The sequence below is a fragment of the Inquilinus limosus genome, from assembly GCF_051487185.1.
Lineage (GTDB): Bacteria > Pseudomonadota > Alphaproteobacteria > DSM-16000 > Inquilinaceae > Inquilinus > Inquilinus limosus_F.
Genome location: NZ_JAHVDK010000026.1, coordinates 14698 through 30438 on the forward strand (window position 1 = coordinate 14698; position 15741 = coordinate 30438).

14 protein-coding genes and 1 tRNA gene are annotated in these 15741 nt (G+C 69.4%); 10 read left to right on the plus strand and 5 right to left on the minus strand.

Annotated features, from left to right (window positions below):
* Position 1 precedes the first annotated feature (1 nt).
* The 6 genes from KXR53_RS25835 (at position 2) to KXR53_RS25860 (ending at position 9548) form a co-directional block, all read left to right on the plus strand.
* Positions 2 to 850, plus strand: a complete 849-nt coding sequence (locus KXR53_RS25835) for an ABC transporter permease (protein WP_437378177.1) — start codon at positions 2 to 4, stop codon at positions 848 to 850.
* Positions 847 to 1824, plus strand: coding sequence for an ABC transporter ATP-binding protein (locus KXR53_RS25840; RefSeq protein WP_437378178.1), 978 nt, complete (start codon positions 847 to 849; stop codon positions 1822 to 1824). Before KXR53_RS25835 ends, KXR53_RS25840 begins: the two co-directional genes overlap by 4 nt.
* The gene (locus KXR53_RS25845; protein WP_437378179.1) at positions 1821 to 2801 is read left to right on the plus strand and encodes an ABC transporter ATP-binding protein; all 981 of its coding nucleotides are present in this window, start codon (positions 1821 to 1823) and stop codon (positions 2799 to 2801) included. The genes KXR53_RS25840 and KXR53_RS25845 overlap by 4 nt, the downstream gene beginning before the upstream one ends.
* A 26-nt stretch (positions 2802 to 2827) precedes the next feature.
* Positions 2828 to 4348: an ABC transporter substrate-binding protein gene (locus KXR53_RS25850; protein WP_437378180.1), complete on the plus strand. Its 1521-nt coding sequence runs from the start codon at positions 2828 to 2830 to the stop codon at positions 4346 to 4348.
* A gap of 9 nt (positions 4349 to 4357) precedes the next feature.
* On the plus strand, positions 4358 to 5461 hold the full coding sequence (locus KXR53_RS25855) for an NAD(P)/FAD-dependent oxidoreductase (protein WP_437378181.1): 1104 nt from the start codon (positions 4358 to 4360) through the stop codon (positions 5459 to 5461).
* A gap of 238 nt (positions 5462 to 5699) precedes the next feature.
* Positions 5700 to 9548 (plus strand): NahK/ErcS family hybrid sensor histidine kinase/response regulator, encoded by a 3849-nt coding sequence (locus KXR53_RS25860; protein WP_437378182.1) that lies wholly within the window; start codon positions 5700 to 5702, stop codon positions 9546 to 9548.
* A gap of 6 nt (positions 9549 to 9554) precedes the next feature.
* On the opposite strand, the gene KXR53_RS25865 is transcribed toward KXR53_RS25860, so the two are convergent.
* The 3 genes from KXR53_RS25865 to KXR53_RS25875 form a co-directional block, all read right to left on the minus strand.
* Positions 9555 to 10226, minus strand: coding sequence for a response regulator transcription factor (locus KXR53_RS25865; RefSeq protein WP_437378183.1), 672 nt, complete (start codon positions 10224 to 10226; stop codon positions 9555 to 9557).
* A gap of 68 nt (positions 10227 to 10294) precedes the next feature.
* Positions 10295 to 11962, minus strand: a complete 1668-nt coding sequence (locus KXR53_RS25870) for an MFS transporter (protein WP_437378184.1) — start codon at positions 11960 to 11962, stop codon at positions 10295 to 10297.
* A gap of 126 nt (positions 11963 to 12088) precedes the next feature.
* Entirely contained in the window at positions 12089 to 12508 is a 420-nt protein-coding gene (locus tag KXR53_RS25875) for a hypothetical protein (RefSeq protein WP_437378185.1), read from the minus strand.
* Between the two features lie 174 nt (positions 12509 to 12682).
* Between KXR53_RS25875 and KXR53_RS25880 the strand changes: the two genes are divergently transcribed.
* The gene (locus tag KXR53_RS25880; protein ID WP_437378186.1) at positions 12683 to 13012 is read left to right on the plus strand and encodes a hypothetical protein; all 330 of its coding nucleotides are present in this window, start codon (positions 12683 to 12685) and stop codon (positions 13010 to 13012) included.
* A gap of 6 nt (positions 13013 to 13018) precedes the next feature.
* Here KXR53_RS25880 and KXR53_RS25885 read toward each other — a convergent pair whose 3' ends face one another.
* Complete coding sequence (locus tag KXR53_RS25885) at positions 13019 to 13489, minus strand: GFA family protein (protein ID WP_437378187.1); 471 nt, start codon at positions 13487 to 13489, stop codon at positions 13019 to 13021.
* Positions 13490 to 13729: 240 nt separating this feature from the next.
* Between KXR53_RS25885 and KXR53_RS25890 the strand changes: the two genes are divergently transcribed.
* Together KXR53_RS25890 and KXR53_RS25895 are read left to right on the plus strand one after the other, a co-directional pair.
* A complete protein-coding gene (locus KXR53_RS25890) occupies positions 13730 to 14008 on the plus strand; it encodes a hypothetical protein (protein ID WP_437378188.1) in 279 nt (92 codons plus the stop codon).
* A gap of 78 nt (positions 14009 to 14086) precedes the next feature.
* Complete coding sequence (locus KXR53_RS25895) at positions 14087 to 14578, plus strand: hypothetical protein (RefSeq protein WP_437378189.1); 492 nt, start codon at positions 14087 to 14089, stop codon at positions 14576 to 14578.
* A gap of 129 nt (positions 14579 to 14707) precedes the next feature.
* Here the strand turns inward: KXR53_RS25895 and KXR53_RS25900 are convergent.
* A tRNA-Ser gene (locus tag KXR53_RS25900) sits at positions 14708 to 14800 on the minus strand.
* Positions 14801 to 14939: 139 nt separating this feature from the next.
* On the opposite strand from KXR53_RS25900, the gene KXR53_RS25905 reads away from it, so the two are divergent.
* Positions 14940 to 15722, plus strand: a complete 783-nt coding sequence (locus tag KXR53_RS25905) for an arginine deiminase family protein (RefSeq protein ID WP_437378190.1) — start codon at positions 14940 to 14942, stop codon at positions 15720 to 15722.
* Positions 15723 to 15741 lie beyond the last annotated feature (19 nt).

Here is a 15741-nt window from a genome sequence, read left to right on the forward strand (position 1 = left end):
CGTGGCTGACACGCCCGCCATCCGGTCGCGACTTCGCTTCAGGCTGCCGCGGGTGCCGGGCGCCCTGTGGTGGGGGGCCGGGATCGTCGGCTTCTTCCTCCTGGTGGCGCTGCTGGCGCCGGTGATCGCGCCCTACGACCCGATCGCGCAGGACACCGCGAATGCGCTGCTGCCGCCCGGGCCGGGGCATTGGCTCGGCACCGACAATGTCGGCCGCGACGTGCTGTCCCGGCTGATCTGGGGCACCCGGCTCGACCTGATGATGGGCGTGTTCGGCGTGCTGATCCCGTTCCTGATCGGCACCGCGGTCGGCTGCGTGTCCGGCTATTTCGGCGGCTGGGTTGACGCCCTGGTGATGCGCATCCTCGACATCGTCCTGGCCTTTCCCTTCCTGGTGCTGATGCTGGCGATCATCGCCATCCTCGGCCCCGGCCTCGGCAGCTTCTTCATCGCCATGGCCCTGGTCGGCTGGGTGTCCTACGCCCGGCTGGTCCGGGCCCAGGTGCTGGTGCTGAAGGCCAGCGACTTCGTTACCGCCGCGCGCAGCTTGGGCTACGGCCATCTTCGGATCATGGCCCGGCACATCCTGCCGAACGCGATGGTCAGCTCGATCGTGTTCTCGATGTCCGATGTGGTGCTGACCATGCTGCTCGGCGCCTCGATCAGCTATCTCGGCCTCGGGGTGCAGCCGCCGACGGCGGAATGGGGCGTGATGGTGGCGGAAAGCCAGAACTTCATCATCCGCGCCTGGTGGATCGCTGCCTTCCCGGGCATGGCGTTGGCGGTGATCGCGCTTGGCTTCAGCCTGCTCGGCGACGGCCTCGGCGAATGGCTCGGGGTGAAGGAATGAGCGCGCCGCTCTTGGAGGTCCGCGACCTGTCGGTAGCCCTGACCCGGGCGGGGGAGGAGACGACCATCGTCGACCGCGTCTCCTTCACGCTCGAGGCCGGGCAAGTGATGGGCCTCGTCGGCGAGAGCGGCTCGGGCAAGAGCGTCACCTGCCGGGCTTTGATCGGCCTGCTGCCGGGCGGCCTGCGCATCGCCGGCGGGTCAGTGCTGCTCAAGGGCCGTGACCTCGCGGCGCTGGATCCGGAGGCGTTGCGCCGGGTGCGCGGCCGCGAGATCGGCATGATCTTTCAGAACCCGTCCAGTCATCTCGACCCGGTGATGCGGATCGGCGACCAGATCGCCGAGGGCATCCGCCTGCACCGCGGCGCCTCGAAGCGCGAGGCACGCTCGGCCGCGATCGACCTGCTGCGCCAGGTCGGCATCCCCGACCCGGAGCGGCGGGCCCAGGGATACCCGCACGAATTCTCCGGCGGCATGCGGCAGCGGGCGATGATCGCCACCGCGCTCGCCTGCGACCCCGAGGTGCTGATCGCCGACGAGCCGACCACCGCCCTCGACGTCACCGTGCAGGCGCAGATCCTGCGGCTGCTGCTCGACCTGCGCGACCGGCGCGGCCTCGCCATCATCCTGATCACCCATGATCTCGGCGTGGTGGCGCAGAGCTGCGACCGCATCGCTGTGATGTATGGCGGCACGCTGTGCGAGGCGGGCGGCAAGCGGGCGGTGTTGTCGGCGCCGCGCCACCCCTACACGGCGCGGCTGATCGCCTGCCAGCCGGCCCAGGCCGGGGCCGGCCATCTGCTGCCCTTCATCCCCGGCCAGCCGCCGTCCCTGGCCGAGCTGCCCTCCGGCTGCCGCTTCCATCCGCGCTGCGACTGTGCCTTCGACCGCTGCACCGCAATGCGGCCGGACCCGTCCTGGCCGGAGCCGGGCCACATGGCGGCCTGCCACCGGGTGCCGGGGGACGCGGCATGACGCTGCTCGACGTCCAGGACCTCGAGGTCCATTTCCGCGCCGGCGGCCTGCCGCTGCCGGGTCGGCCGCCGCGGCTGGTGCGGGCGGTCAATGGCGTCTCCTTCACCCTGGCGCCGGGCGAGGCGCTGGGTCTGGTGGGCGAATCCGGCTGCGGCAAGAGCACGCTCGGCCGCGCCATCCTGCGGCTCGGCGAGATCACCGGCGGCAGCATCCGCTTCGGTGGGGCGGACGTGGCGTCGGGCGGCCGCGACGGCCTGGCCCGGCTGCGCCGCGAGACGGCGATGATCTTCCAGGACCCGTATGGCGCGCTGAACCCGCGCATGGTGGTGGGCGAGGCGATCGCCGAGGTGCTGCGGGTCCACCGCAAGGTGCCGCGCGACCGCGTCCCGGCGCGGGTGGCGGAGCTGCTGACCCTGGTCGGCCTCAGGCCCGAGCACGCGTCCCGCCGCCCGGCCGAGCTGTCCGGCGGCCAGTGCCAGCGCGTCGGCATCGCCCGGGCGCTCGCGGTCGAGCCGAAGCTGATCATCGCCGATGAATGCGTCGCCGCGCTCGACGTGTCGATCCAGGCGCAGATCATCAACCTGCTGATCGAGCTGAAGGCTCGGATGAACCTGGCCCTGATCTTCATCGCCCACGACCTCGCCGTGGTCCGGCGGCTGTGCGACCGGGTGGCGGTGATGTATCTCGGCCGGATCGTGGAGGAGGGGCCGGCCGAGGCGGTGTTCGCCGCGCCGAAGCACCCCTACACCCAGGCCCTGATCCGGGCGATCCCGGAGATCGACCCCGACCGCACGCTGCCGACGGATCTTCTGGGCGGCGAGCCGCCGAGCCCGCTCGACCTGCCGCCGGGCTGCGCCTTCCATCCGCGCTGCCCCTTTGCCATGGCCGAGTGCCGGGCCGGGGCGCCGCCGGCGCTGCGCCCGACCGAAGGCCGCTTCACGGCCTGCCATCTCTATCCTGCAACCCCCGCAAACTGAGACGGGGCAACAACCGGAGGCTCACGATGACACGGACCAGGAGACATCTCGGCATCGCTTCGGCCGCCTTCCTGGCGGCGCTGGTCGCCGGCGGCGCCGCGGCCGAGGCGGCGGGCGTGCTGACCATCGGCCGGCGCGAGGACGGCACCACCTTCGACCCGATCAAGACTTCACAGAACGTCGATTTCTGGGTGTTCTCGAACGTCTTCGACGTGCTGGTCCGGGTCGACAAATCCGGCCAGAAGCTGGTGCCCGGCCTGGCCGAAAGCTGGACCGTCTCCGACGACGGCACGGTCTACACCCTCAAGCTCCGCGACGCGAAATTCTCGGACGGCAGCCCGGTCACGGCCTCGGACGCCGTGTTCTCGCTGACCCGCATCCGCGACAACGAGGGGTCGCTGTGGAGCGACACCTACAAGGTGATCAAGACGCTGGAAGCCAAGGACAACCACACGCTGGTGATCACCCTGACCCAGCCGATGGTGCCGTTCCTGGCGACGCTGGCCATGCCCGGCGCCTCGATCGTCTCCGAGAAGGCGATGAAGGACATGGGCGAGGACGCCTTCGCCGAGAAGCCGGTCGGCTCCGGCGCCTTCGAGGTCGAGGAATGGCGCCGCGGTGAGAAGGTGGTGCTGAAGAAGAACCCGAACTTCTGGCAGGCGGACCAGGTCAGCCTCGACGGCGTCGAATGGATCTCGGTCCCAGACGACAACACCCGCATGCTGAAGGTGCAGGCGGGCGAGCTCGACGCCGCGATCTTCGTGCCCTTCGCCAAGGTGGCGGAGCTGGAGAAGGACCCGAACCTCGTGGTCCACAAGGATCCGTCGACCCGCGAGGACCATCTGCTGCTCAACCATTCGCACCCGCCGCTCGACAAGCGCGAGGTGCGCGAGGCGATCGACTACGCCATCGACAAGAAGTCGATCGTCGACACGGTGACTTTCGGTATCGGCACCATCGCCAACTCCTACGTGCCGAAGGGAGCGCTCTATTACTACGCCGACAACCTGCAGCGGCCGCGCGACCCGGCCAAGGCGAAGGAGCTGCTGAAGCAGGCCGGCGTCGACAACGTCCAACTGACCTATCTCGTCGACACCGGCGACACGGTGGCGGAGCAGGTGGCGGTGCTGGTGCAGCAGCAGCTCGCCGAGGTCGGCATCACGGCCAATCTGCAGAAGGTCGACCCCAGCCAGACCTGGGACATGGAGGTGGCGGGCGATTACGACATGGCGATGAACTACTGGACCAACGACATCATCGACCCGGACCAGAAGACGACCTTCGTCCTCGGCCACGACACCAACATGAACTACATGACCCGATACCAGAACGACCGGGTGAAGGCGCTGGTGGCCGAGGCCCGGGTCGAGGCCGACCCGGCCAAGCGCGAGGCGATGTATATCGAGCTGCAGAAGACGGCCAAGGCGGACGTCAACTGGATCGACCTGTACTACAGCCCCTACCTCAGCGTGTCGCGCAAGAACATCGAGAATTTCGGTCAGAACCCGCTCGGCCGGTTCTACCTGGAAGAGACGAAGAAGAACTGAGAGGTCGGAATGCCGTCCATCATCGTGATCGGCGCGGGCGTCATTGGCGCCTCGGTGGCGTACCGCTTGGCGCAGGGCGGGGCGTCGGTCACGGTGCTGGAGGCGACGCGGATCGGCGCCGGCACCTCCGGCACCAGCTTCGCCTGGGTCAACTCGCACGGCAAGACGCCGCGGGCCTATCACGATCTGAACGTCGCTGGGATGAAGGCGCATGCGGCGCTGCGCGAGGAGTTCGACGCGACGCCCTGGCTGCATCTGAATGGCTGCCTGGAATGGGCCGACGAGGCCGGGCAGGCGGCGCAGCGCCAGCGCTTCGAGCGGCTGCGCGACTGGGGCTATGCGGCCGAATGGATCACGGGCGCGCAACTGCGCGAGCTGGCGCCCGACATCGACCCGGCGGCCGTCGGCGACGCGCCGGTCGCTTGGTTCCCGGAGGAGGGCTGGGTCGACCCCGTGGTCTATGCCCAGGCCATGCTCGCCGCCGCCCGGCGGCTCGGCGCACGGGTTGAGATCGGCGCCAGAGTGGTGCGGGTGGAACTCCGGGCCGGCCGCGTCGCCGGCGTGACCACGGCGGACGACACGACGCATGCCACCGACCTCGTGGTCAACTGCACCGGCCGCTGGGCCGACGACGCCGGCTTCGACCCGGTGCTGCGCATCCCGCTGGCGCCGACCGCGGGGCTGCTGGCGTTCACCCCGCCGGTCGCGGTCGGGCTCGAGCACCTGTTGAAGACGCCGGGCTGTGATCTCCGGCCGGACGGCGCCGGGCGCCTCCTGGTCTGCCGCAACGACGACGAGTTCGACCCGGCCGCGGCGCCGAAGCCCAGCATCGACCTGCCGGAGCTGCGCGAGCTGATCCGCCGGGCCCGGGCGATCCTGCCGGCGATGGGGCCGGTGGAGCCGGAGGCGGTGCGGCTCGGCATCCGCGCCATCCCCAGGGACGGCTATTCCGCCGTCGGCCCGCTGCCGCAGGTTGAGGGCTACTACGCCGCCGTGACCCACAGCGGCGTCACCCTGGCCGCCTTCCTGGGCTCGGCCGTGGCCGACGAGCTGCTGCGCGGCGTCGCCCGGCCCGAGCTGGCGACCTTCCGCCCGGCCCGGTTCCTCGGCTGATCGCTTCGTTGCGGATGGGCCGGTGCCGCCCCCTCACCCGAAATCGCTGACGCGATTTCGACCTCTCCCCGAGGAGAGGTGAACATGCCCTCTCCTCGGGGAGAGGGAGGGGCCCGACGCCGAAGGCGGCGGGAGGGTGAGGGGGAGCCACGCCGCCGAAACGCTCGGCGCCGGGCTTTCATGGGCTTATGCTCGGGCATGACCGGGAGGAACGGGCGCAGGGGTCGGGGAACGGGCGGTGGCTGACTGGCTGCTCTGGATCATCGCGCTCGGCTATCTCGGCCTGCTCTTCGCCGTCGCCTTCGTCGGCGACCGCAGCCCGGGCTATTGGCGCTCCGGCCTGCGCGAGCCGCTGGTCTATGCCCTCTCGCTCGCCGTCTACTGCACCTCTTGGACCTTCTACGGCGGCGTCGGCCGGGCCGCGTCGCACGGGCTCGACTTCACGCTGATCTATGTCGGGCCGATCCTGGTGATCACCCTCGGCTTCCCGATGATGCGGAAGATCACCCGGGTGGCGCGCGAGCAGAACATCACCTCGGTCGCCGACTTCATCGCCGCCCGCTACGGCAAGAGCCGGGTCGTCGCCGCGGTCGCGACCGTGATCGCGCTGGTCGGCGTGCTGCCCTATCTGGCGCTGCAGCTGCAGGCCGTCTCGCTCAGCTTCGGCGCGCTCGCCACCGGGCCGGGACAGACGATCTCGACGCCGATCTGGGCCGACACCGCTCTGCACGTGGCCCTGACCATGGCGGTCTTCGCCATCCTGTTCGGCGTCCGGCACGTGCAGGCAAATGAGCGGCACCAGGGCATGATCCTGGCCATCGCCTTCGAATCCCTGGTCAAGCTGGGGGCGATCCTCGCCGCCGGGGTCTTCGTCACCTTCGTCATGTTCGACGGGCCGGGCGACCTGACGGCCCGGCTGCTGGCAGTGCCCGAGCTGCGGACGCGGCTCGAGGGTTTCGCCATCGGGCCGGAATGGCTGTCGATCATCGTCATGTCGGCGCTGGCCTTCCTGTGCCTGCCGCGGCAGTTTCACGTCGCGGTGGTGGAGAGCGGCCGGCCGGCCGATCTGCGCACCGCGCGCTGGCTGTTCCCGGCCTATCTCGGCGCCATCAACCTGTTCGTTCCGGCCTTCGCCATCGCCGGGCTGCTGCTGCTCGGCATCGCCGCGGACCCGGATCTCTTCGTGCTGGCGCTGCCGCTGGCGGCGGGCGACCCGCTGCTGTCACTGGCCGTGTTCCTGGGCGGGCTGTCGGCCGCCACCGGCATGGTGATCGTCGAGACCGTGGCGCTCAGCACCATGATCAGCAACGAGCTGGTGCTGCCGCTGCTGCTGCGCGGCGGCATGGCCGCGCGCGGCGACCGCGCTCTCGGCCCCACCGTGCTGCGCATCCGCCGGATCGCGATCTTCGCCATCCTGCTGCTGGCCTATGCCTATTACGCCGTGATCGGCGGGCGGCTGCCGCTGGCCGCGATCGGCTTGATCGCCTTCTGCGCCGTGGCCCAGCTCGGACCCGCCCTGATCGCCGGGCTGTACTGGCGCGGCGCGCACCGCCACGGCGCCTTCGCCGGCATGGCGGGCGGTTTCCTGGTCTGGATCGTGGTCTTCCTGGCACCGACCCTGACCGAGGTCGACTGGCTGTCCTCCGTGCCCCTGCTCGGGGTGGAGGGCGCGCTGTGGGGAATCGGCGATCATGTCGACGCCCTGACCCGAGGCGCGTTCTGGAGCCTGTCGGTGAACACTGCGCTGCTGGTCGGCGTGTCACTGCTGGCCCGGGCGGGCGAGCGCGACCGGGAGCAGGCCGAGGCCTTCGTCGGCCCGGCGGTCGAGGCCGGGCAGCGGCCGCAGGCCACCCATCGCGCCGCCGCCTTCGACGACCTCAAGACCCTGGTCGCCCGCTTCGTCGGGCCGGAGCGGGCGGAGGTGGCGTTCGGCGGGGCGGTGGCGGCGCTGCGCGACCGCGACCTCGCCGACCACACCGAACGGCTGCTGAGCGGCGCGATCGGTGCCGCCTCCGCCCGCATCATGGTCGCCGCCACGATGCGCCGGCACCGCACTGCCATCGGCCGGTCGCAGACCCTGCTGCGCGAGGCGTCGGAGGCGATCCTCTTCAACCGCGATCTGCTGAGCGCCACGCTCGACAATATCGGCCAGGGCATCGGCGTGTTCGACCGCGAGCTGCACCTCGCTGCCTGGAACCGCCGCTTCGTCGAGATCCTCGGCCTGGCCGAGCCGCAGGTCGCGATCGGCATGCCGCTGGCGGCGCTGGCGGCGCCGGGGCGGGGCGGGGCGTTCGGCCTCGACCTCTCGGTCCTGCTGGAGGAACAGCGCGACCCGGAACAGCGCAGACGAGCCCACAGCCATGAGCGGCGCGGCAGCGATGGGCGGGTGCTGGAGCTGCAGACCAACCCGATGCCGGATGGCGGCTTCGTCCTGGTCTGCACCGACGTGACCGAGCGGGTGAAGACGCTGGACGCGCTGCGCGACAGCGAGCGGCGGATCCGCATCTACACCGACAACGTCCCGGTCCTGATCGCCTATGTCGACCGGGAGGAGCGCTACCGCTTCACCAACCGGCCCTACGAGCAGGCGCTGGGGTTGGAGCGCGGAGAGACGAACGGGCTGCCGATCCGCGTCGCGCTCGGCGAGCACCGCTATGCCCGGCTGAAGCCCTATATCGACGCGGCGCTGGCCGGGCGGCGCCAGGTGTTCGAGATCGAGTTCGCCGCCGCTGGGGCCGAGCTGGCGCGCGGCACCTACATCCCGCACCGGGACGAGCAGGGCCGTGTCATCGGCTTCTTCACCCTATACCAGGACATCACCGAGCAGCGCCGGGCCGAGGCCGTGCTGCGCGAGACCGCCGAGACGCTGGAGCGCCGTGTCGCCGAGCGCACCCGCGAGCTGACCGAACTGAACGAGGCGCTGGCGGCGGCGAAGGCGGCGGCCGAGGCGGCGAATCTCTCCAAGACCCGCTTCCTGGCGGCGGCGAGCCACGACCTACTGCAGCCCTTCCACGCCGCGCGTCTCCTGACCGCCACGCTGGCCGAGCGGCTGGGCCGGCGGCCGGAGGCATCGCTGGTCGGCCATATCGACAGCTCGCTCGGCGCGGTGGAGGAGTTGCTGCAGGCGCTCCTGGAGATCTCCAAGCTCGATGCCGGCGCGTTCGAGCCGCAGCCGCGGGCGGTGTCGGCCGACGAGATCCTGCGCGCCGCCGTGCTGCCCTTCGAGCCGATCGCACGCCGCCGCGGCCTCCGCCTCAAGGCCGCGCACTCGACCGCGACGGTGCAGACCGACCCGGCCCTGGTCCGCCGCATCGTCCAGAACTTCGTCTCCAACGCTGTGCGCTACACCCGGCAGGGCACGGTCCTGGTCGGCTGCCGCCGCCGGGCCGGCGCCCTCGCGATCCAGGTCTGGGACACCGGGCCGGGGATCCCGCAGGAGCAGCTCTCCGCCATCTTCGAGGAGTTCCGCCGCCTCGGCTCCGGCGGCGAGGACGAGCCGGCGGGGCTGGGGCTCGGCCTCGCCATCGTCGAGCGCATCGCGGCGCGGCTCGGCCACCGGGTGGCGGTGCGCTCCTGGCCCGGCCGCGGCAGCGTGTTCGAGGTCGTGCTGCCGCTGGCGAAGGCCCAGGCAGCAGCACTGCCGCCCGAAGCGCCCCGGCCGCGCGTGCCGGCGATCGACTTGGCCGGGCGGCTGGTGCTCTGCGTCGACAACGACCGCTCCATCCTGACCGCGACCCGGCTGCTGCTGGAGGGCTGGGGCTGCACCGTGGTGGCGGCGACGGACGCGGCCGGCGCCGAGGAGGCGCTGCAGCCGCTCGGCCGGGCGCCGGACATGGTGCTGCTCGACTACCACCTCGCCGGGGCGGAGACCGGGCTCGACGTGCTCGCCGCGTTGGAGGCGGCGGTCGGCCGGCCGCTGCCCGCGGCGCTGGTCACGGCGGACCGCACCGAGGCGCTGAAGGCGGCCGCGCGCGCCCGCGGCCTGCCGCTGCTGCACAAGCCGCTGAAGCCGGCGGCGTTGCGCGCGCTGCTGGTGCAGCGCCTGGCGACGCGGCGGGTGCCCGCCGAGACGCCGCCGGCCGCCTGATGAGGATCAGCGGCCGCCGGCTTGGCCTGGGGATGAATCCAGGACGCCGAGCTGCCGCACCGCGATCACCGCCTGGGTCCGGTTCTGGACGCCGAGCTTGCGGAAGATCTGCGACAGATGCGCCTTCACCGTGGCCTCGGTGATCGACATCTCGAAGGCGATCTGCTTGCTCAGCTTGCCTTCGGTCAGCAAGGCAAGGACGCGGAGCTGCTGCGGCGTCAGCTCGGCCACGCGGCGGCTCAGCTCGCTGCGCTCCGGCGCGTCGGCGGACGATCCCGTCGCCGCCTCGGGGAACCAGACGCCGCCGCCCAGCACGCTTTCGATGGCATCGCCGATCTCCGCCAGCGGCGTCGATTTCGGCAGATAGCCGGAGGCGCCGAACTCCATCGCCTGTCGCATGACGCCGGGGTCCTCATTGGCCGAGACCATGACCACCGGCACGGCGGGAAACGAGGCGCGCAGCGAGGCCAGGCCGGTGAAGCCGTTCATGCCGGGCATCGACAGGTCGAGCAGCAGCAGGTCGACCGTGCGGTCGCCGAGCGTGTCCAGCACCTCAGGGAAGCTGCCCGCCTCGATGACGGCGGGGGCGGGCGACATCACCTCGGCCAGGGTCTCGGCCAGGGCGCGCCGCACCAGCGGGTGGTCGTCGGCTATCAGAACGACGGTGGCGTCAGTCATCTCGGCTCAAACAAGAAGGCCGCGCCATTCTGGGCGCGGCCTCCAGGAAGAGACAAGGTGTCTCCGGATCAATCCGCCCGGATATCGACCGACTTGGTCTCGCGGATGAACAGCGTGCCGATCACCAGGGTGATGCCGGCGACGATGATCGGGTACCACAGGCCGCTGTAGATGTTGCCGGTGGCCGCGACGATGGCGAAGGAGGTGGCTGGCAGGAAGCCGCCGAACCAGCCGTTGCCGATATGGTAGGGCAGCGACATCGAGGTGTAGCGGATCCGGGTCGGGAACATCTCCACCAGCATCGCCGCGATCGGGCCGTAGACCATGGTCACCAGGATCACCAGCACGGTGAGGATCAGCGTCACCATGACGTGGTTGATCTGGCCCGGGTCCGCCTTGGCCGGATAGCCGGCGGTCTTCAGCGCATCACCGAGGCTCTTGGCGAAGACTGGGGCCTGGGTCGCGGCATCCGCCGCCGTGCCGTCATAGGAGGCGATGCGGGTGCTGCCGACATCGACCTCGGCCTTGCTGCCGGCCGGCGCCGCCTGGTTGCTGTAGGGCACGCCGGCCTTCACCAGGGCGCTCTTCACGATGTCGCAGGAGCTGGTGAATTTCGACGTGCCGACCGGGTTGAACTGCAGGCTGCACTCCGCCGGGTCGGCGATCACCGTCACCGGCGAGGACGCCTGCGCCGACTCCAGCGCCGGATTGGCGTAATGGGTCAGCGCCTGGAACAGCGGGAAGTAGGTCAGGACCGCCAGCAGGCAGCCCGCCATGATGATCGGCTTCCGCCCGATCTTGTCGGACAGGGCGCCGAACACCAGGAAGAAGGGCGTGCCGATCAGCAGCGACGTCGCCACCAGGATGTTCGCGGTCTGGGCGTCGACCTTCAGCGTCTGGGTCAGGAAGAACAGCGCGTAGAACTGCCCCGTGTACCAGACCACGGCCTGGCCGGCGGTCAGGCCGAACAGCGCCAGCAGCACGATCTTCAGGTTCGACCAGCGGGCGAAGGATTCGGTCAGCGGCGCCTTCGAGCCTTTGCCCTCGGCCTTCATCTGCTGGAACAGCGGCGATTCGTTGAGCTGCAGCCGGATCCAGACCGAGATGCCGAGCAGGATCACCGACAGCAGGAACGGGATGCGCCAGCCCCAGGCGTTGAAGGACTCCGTGTCCATCGACAGGCGGCAGGCCAGGATCACCAGCAGCGACAGGAACAGGCCCAGCGTCGCAGTGGTCTGGATCCAGGAGGTGTAGGCGCCGCGCTTGCCGTTCGGCGCGTGCTCGGCGACATAGGTCGCGGCGCCGCCGTATTCGCCGCCCAGCGCCAGGCCCTGCAGCAATCGCAGCAGGATCAGGATCACCGGCGCGGCGAGGCCGATCTGGGCATAGCCCGGCAGGATGCCGACGATCGAGGTCGACAGGCCCATGATCACGATGGTGATCAGGAAGGTGTATTTGCGCCCGACCAGGTCGCCCAGCCGGCCGAACACCAGCGCGCCGAAGGGCCGGACGAAGAATCCGGCGGCGAAGGCCAGCAACGTGAAGATGAACGCCGCGGTCGGGTTGATGGCGGAGAAGAAATGCGCGCCGATCTGCACCGCCAGCGAGCCGTACAGGTAGAAGTCATACCACTCGAACACCGTTCCCAGCGAAGACGCGAAGATGACCTTGCGCTCCTCGGCTTTGTTCAGGGTGCGAATAGGTGATCGGACTTCGGCTTCCGATGCAGCTGTCACTGGTGCATCCTCCCTTTGGCATTATGGCTGTGCGCCGCATTTACCGGGGATGCTGTCCCCGATAATACGGCGCGTATTTGCGGAAAGTTATCAGCCGTCGAGCCGCAAGGGGTATTCGACGTTCGTCTATGCGCCCCGGACCGGCCGCGACTCCAGCACCTGCTTCAGCGTCGCCAGATCGCGCTCGACCCATTCGGCGTCGCGGGCGAAGCGGGCGTCATCCATCTCCGGCTGGCGGAAGAGATGGAACGTCACCTCGCTGCCGCCGCCATTCGCCAGCACCCGGATCGGCAAGGCGATCTCGGCGCCGCCCGGCAGGGTGACCCAATGGTCGGCGATGCGGAACGGGTTGGGCGGGGTGAAGCGCACCCGCGCGGTCCCCTCCGGCGTTTCGGCGATCCAGCCGTCGGCGTCACGCTTCAGCGAGTCGGCAAGGCCGCTGGCCCATTGCATGAAGTTCTCCGGGACCGACAGGAAGGCGTAGACGGCGTCGGGATCGCGGTCGATCCAGATGCTGAGGGTGCGGGAGGGCAGGGCTCGGCTCATCAAGATCCTCCATGGTCGATGCCCGCAGTCTGCGCCATCTCACGCCGTCCGGCTTGAACGGAACGGCCAGTTCCTGAAATGTTCTTAGTGCTGGACTCGGGCCGATGTTCCTTTTATGTTCTGTCCGTGTCGGGCCGTGGAGGCGTCGCGGCCTTGGGCAGAGGAGATCCGGGAATGGCGGTCACGCGCGAGGTCCGGGAACGGGATGGCCTGAAGCTCTACCGCAACGCCCTGTCGCGGCGCTTGCTGGCGGCGGAGGGCTCGGCGCCGATGCTGCAGGCGGCGCTGCGCGAGTTCCCCGACCTGCTCGGCTTCGACCTGTGGCAGCACCCCTCCGGCGCCCTGATGCTGTGCCGCACCGACAACCGGCCGGCGGCGCTGGCCAAGGACAAGGCCTGGGCCGCGGCCCGCCCCGACCTGCTCTTCGCCGCGACGCCGGAGGTGCCGGCCGCGGCGATGCTGCCGCACGGCTTCGGCGGAGGCGCCCGGCCGGCCTTCGCCTGAGGCGGCTCAACCGCCCAGGGCGGCGCGCCGCCGTTCCAGGCTGGCCTTCGGCCACAGGGCCTGCGGGTCGTAGTAGACCTCGAAGGCGGGGACGCCGTCCGGCAGCACCACCCAGGGCAGCTTCGACCGGGTGAAGATGTGCACGTCGGGCGGCAGCGCCGCGGGATCGTCGAGCGTGCCAACGCGGACGAAGCGAATCTGCGTGCGGCCGCCATAGATGCTCCACAGCGCCGTGCGGCAGGCCGGGCAGCGGTGGATGACATGCGGCCGGCCGCTATCGGTCGGCACGCCGACCGGCTCGGGCTCGCCCGACAGCAGCTCGACCCGATCCGCCTCGATCAGGGCGTTGAGCACGAAGGCGCTGCCGGTCTGCCGCTGGCAGTCGCGGCAGTGGCAGCAATGCACGAACATCGGCGGCGACAGCAGCCGGTACCGCACGGATCCGCAGGCGCAGCGGCCTTCGAGGGTGTTGGGCATTTCAGCCTCCGATTGGCCGAAGTCGCCGAGATTTTATCTTCGAACGGCGCGTGGCGGCTCGATCTTTTTTGAGATTGTACGGATCAGCATCGTCGATCGGGTTTGGGCGGATGAGGCCAGTTCCACGGGCCGAGAGGTCCTTCCAGCATTTCCGAATCGCGATATCGTGCAGACGTTAGCCTGCGGCTGATCGGTTGCTGGCAATAGTTGGTTGAGGATGAGATATGGGGACGATTTCAATTGAGCGCCGCAAGCGCGGCGTGTTCGGGTGGGATCATTGCGATCCTGTTCTGGGGTTTCAATGCAGTGATGGTCACGTGGCTGGTCAGAGGCATAGGCGCGACCTCAGAGCAATATGCGGGTGCTACGTCCGAAGCAGCTAAGGCTGGCACGGCAATCGGCGCCACTGTCGGCATTGGGATTTTGCTCACGATTTGGGTCATGGGCGCGATCGTGCTCGGATTGATGATGTTCTTTACCCGCGGTAAGAAAATCACCGTAACAAAGGATGTGCCGTAACGCCAAACCAAAACGAACAGAGATCATGACTGATCTAAATTGCAAGGACGCAGCGAAAAGATCTCGCAAGGTGGCAGGATGGTGGGTTTGCTAGAGGTGGCCCAATCTACTCTTGTGTCTGACAGCCGTGCCCGGCAGATCCATGTTCAATTATTTTCCGACAGGAGAGTTAATTTAGTGCGCGGATTTTGGTTCATTATTGCTGGCGCGCTAGCCGGCTGTGCCTATGCCGGAACAGATGATCTTGCGGAGAAGGGGACACTGCGAGTCCTCAATATAAAAGGGCAGGCGGCTCCTCTGGCGGATTGTCTGACAACGCAATTGGACAAGGATGACGTCAGGGGGATCAAAGTCACTCGTTCGCGCACGCTTGCAAACGGCGCCGTAGAACTACAAGCCGGGCACTATGAGGTGCCGCAGGTTTTGATGTGGACGGCCATGTTCACTCAGGTTGGGCAGGAATCTACGCGAGTGAATCTGATGACGCGGAACTTTGCCTACATTACGTTGTCTGGCAACGACATTGCTGCCAGGATCCAGAATATCTTGGCTCAATGCTCCGCGAGGTGAGGCGTATTCTCTGCAACGGCAGCCGTGTCACGACTGGATGTTGATTTCGCCAGAAGCGAGCCTAGCCCACTCCTGCTTCGCGATCGGAGAAATCCGTAATCCTGCGAAGCGCGTGAGCGCGAAGCAGGATGGCGGAGAGGAAGGGATTCGAACCCTCGATACGGCTCAACACCGTATACCCGCTTTCCAGGCGAGCGCCTTCAACCACTCGGCCACCTCTCCGCAGGCGGCGCGACAATAGCGGCGAGGGGCGGGCTCGGCAAGCAGCCGTTTGCATGACATGCACGGGCTTCCGGCATGGCCGCCCGCCGGTCCGCGCGATAGAGTCGGCCCGCACAAACTGGGAAGTCGGGAGAGACAGATGGCCGAGGTGTTCCGGTTCGATCGCGCCCTGGCGCGCCAGCCCGCCGGGGCCGCCGTCGACGGGCTGCGCGCCGTCGATCGCGGTGCGCCCGACATCGCCAGGTTCCGGGCCGAGCACGCGGCCTATGTGGCGGCGCTGGAGCAGGCGGGGGTGGCGGTCGAGGTGCTGCCGCCGCTCGAGGCCTTCCCCGATTCCGTCTTCGTCGAGGACCCGGCGCTGACCTTCCCCGAGGGCGCCATCCTGCTGCGCCCCGGCGCGCCGTCGCGGCTGGACGAGGCGGCGGAGATCGCCCCCGCCCTGGCCACCCGGTTCGAGCGGGTGCTGAGGCTTGAGGCCGGTTTTGCCGAGGGCGGCGATGTGCTGGTGACGCCGCGTGCCGTGATGATCGGCCTGTCCGCCCGCACCGACGCCCGCGGCGCCGGGGCGCTGGCAGCGCTGCTCGCCGAGCTCGGCCGCAAGGCGGAGATCGTCACGCCGCCGCCGGGCGTGCTGCATTTCAAGACCGCCTGCTCGCTGCTCGACACCGAGACGGTGCTGGCGACCGAGGCCCTGGCCGGCTTCTTCCCCGGTCTGCGCGTGGTGCGCGTGCCGGAGGGGGAGGAGGCCGCGGCCAACGCCCTCCGGGTCAACGACGTGGTGCTGGTCGGCGCCGGCTTCCCCCGCACCATCGAGGCGCTGGACCGGCTCGGCCACCGCGTCGTGCCGCTGCAGGTCGAGGAGACCGGCAAGCTCGACGCCGGCCTGTCCTGCATGTCGCTGCGCTGGCGCAGCCTTGCCTGACGATCCGGCCATGGCGCGC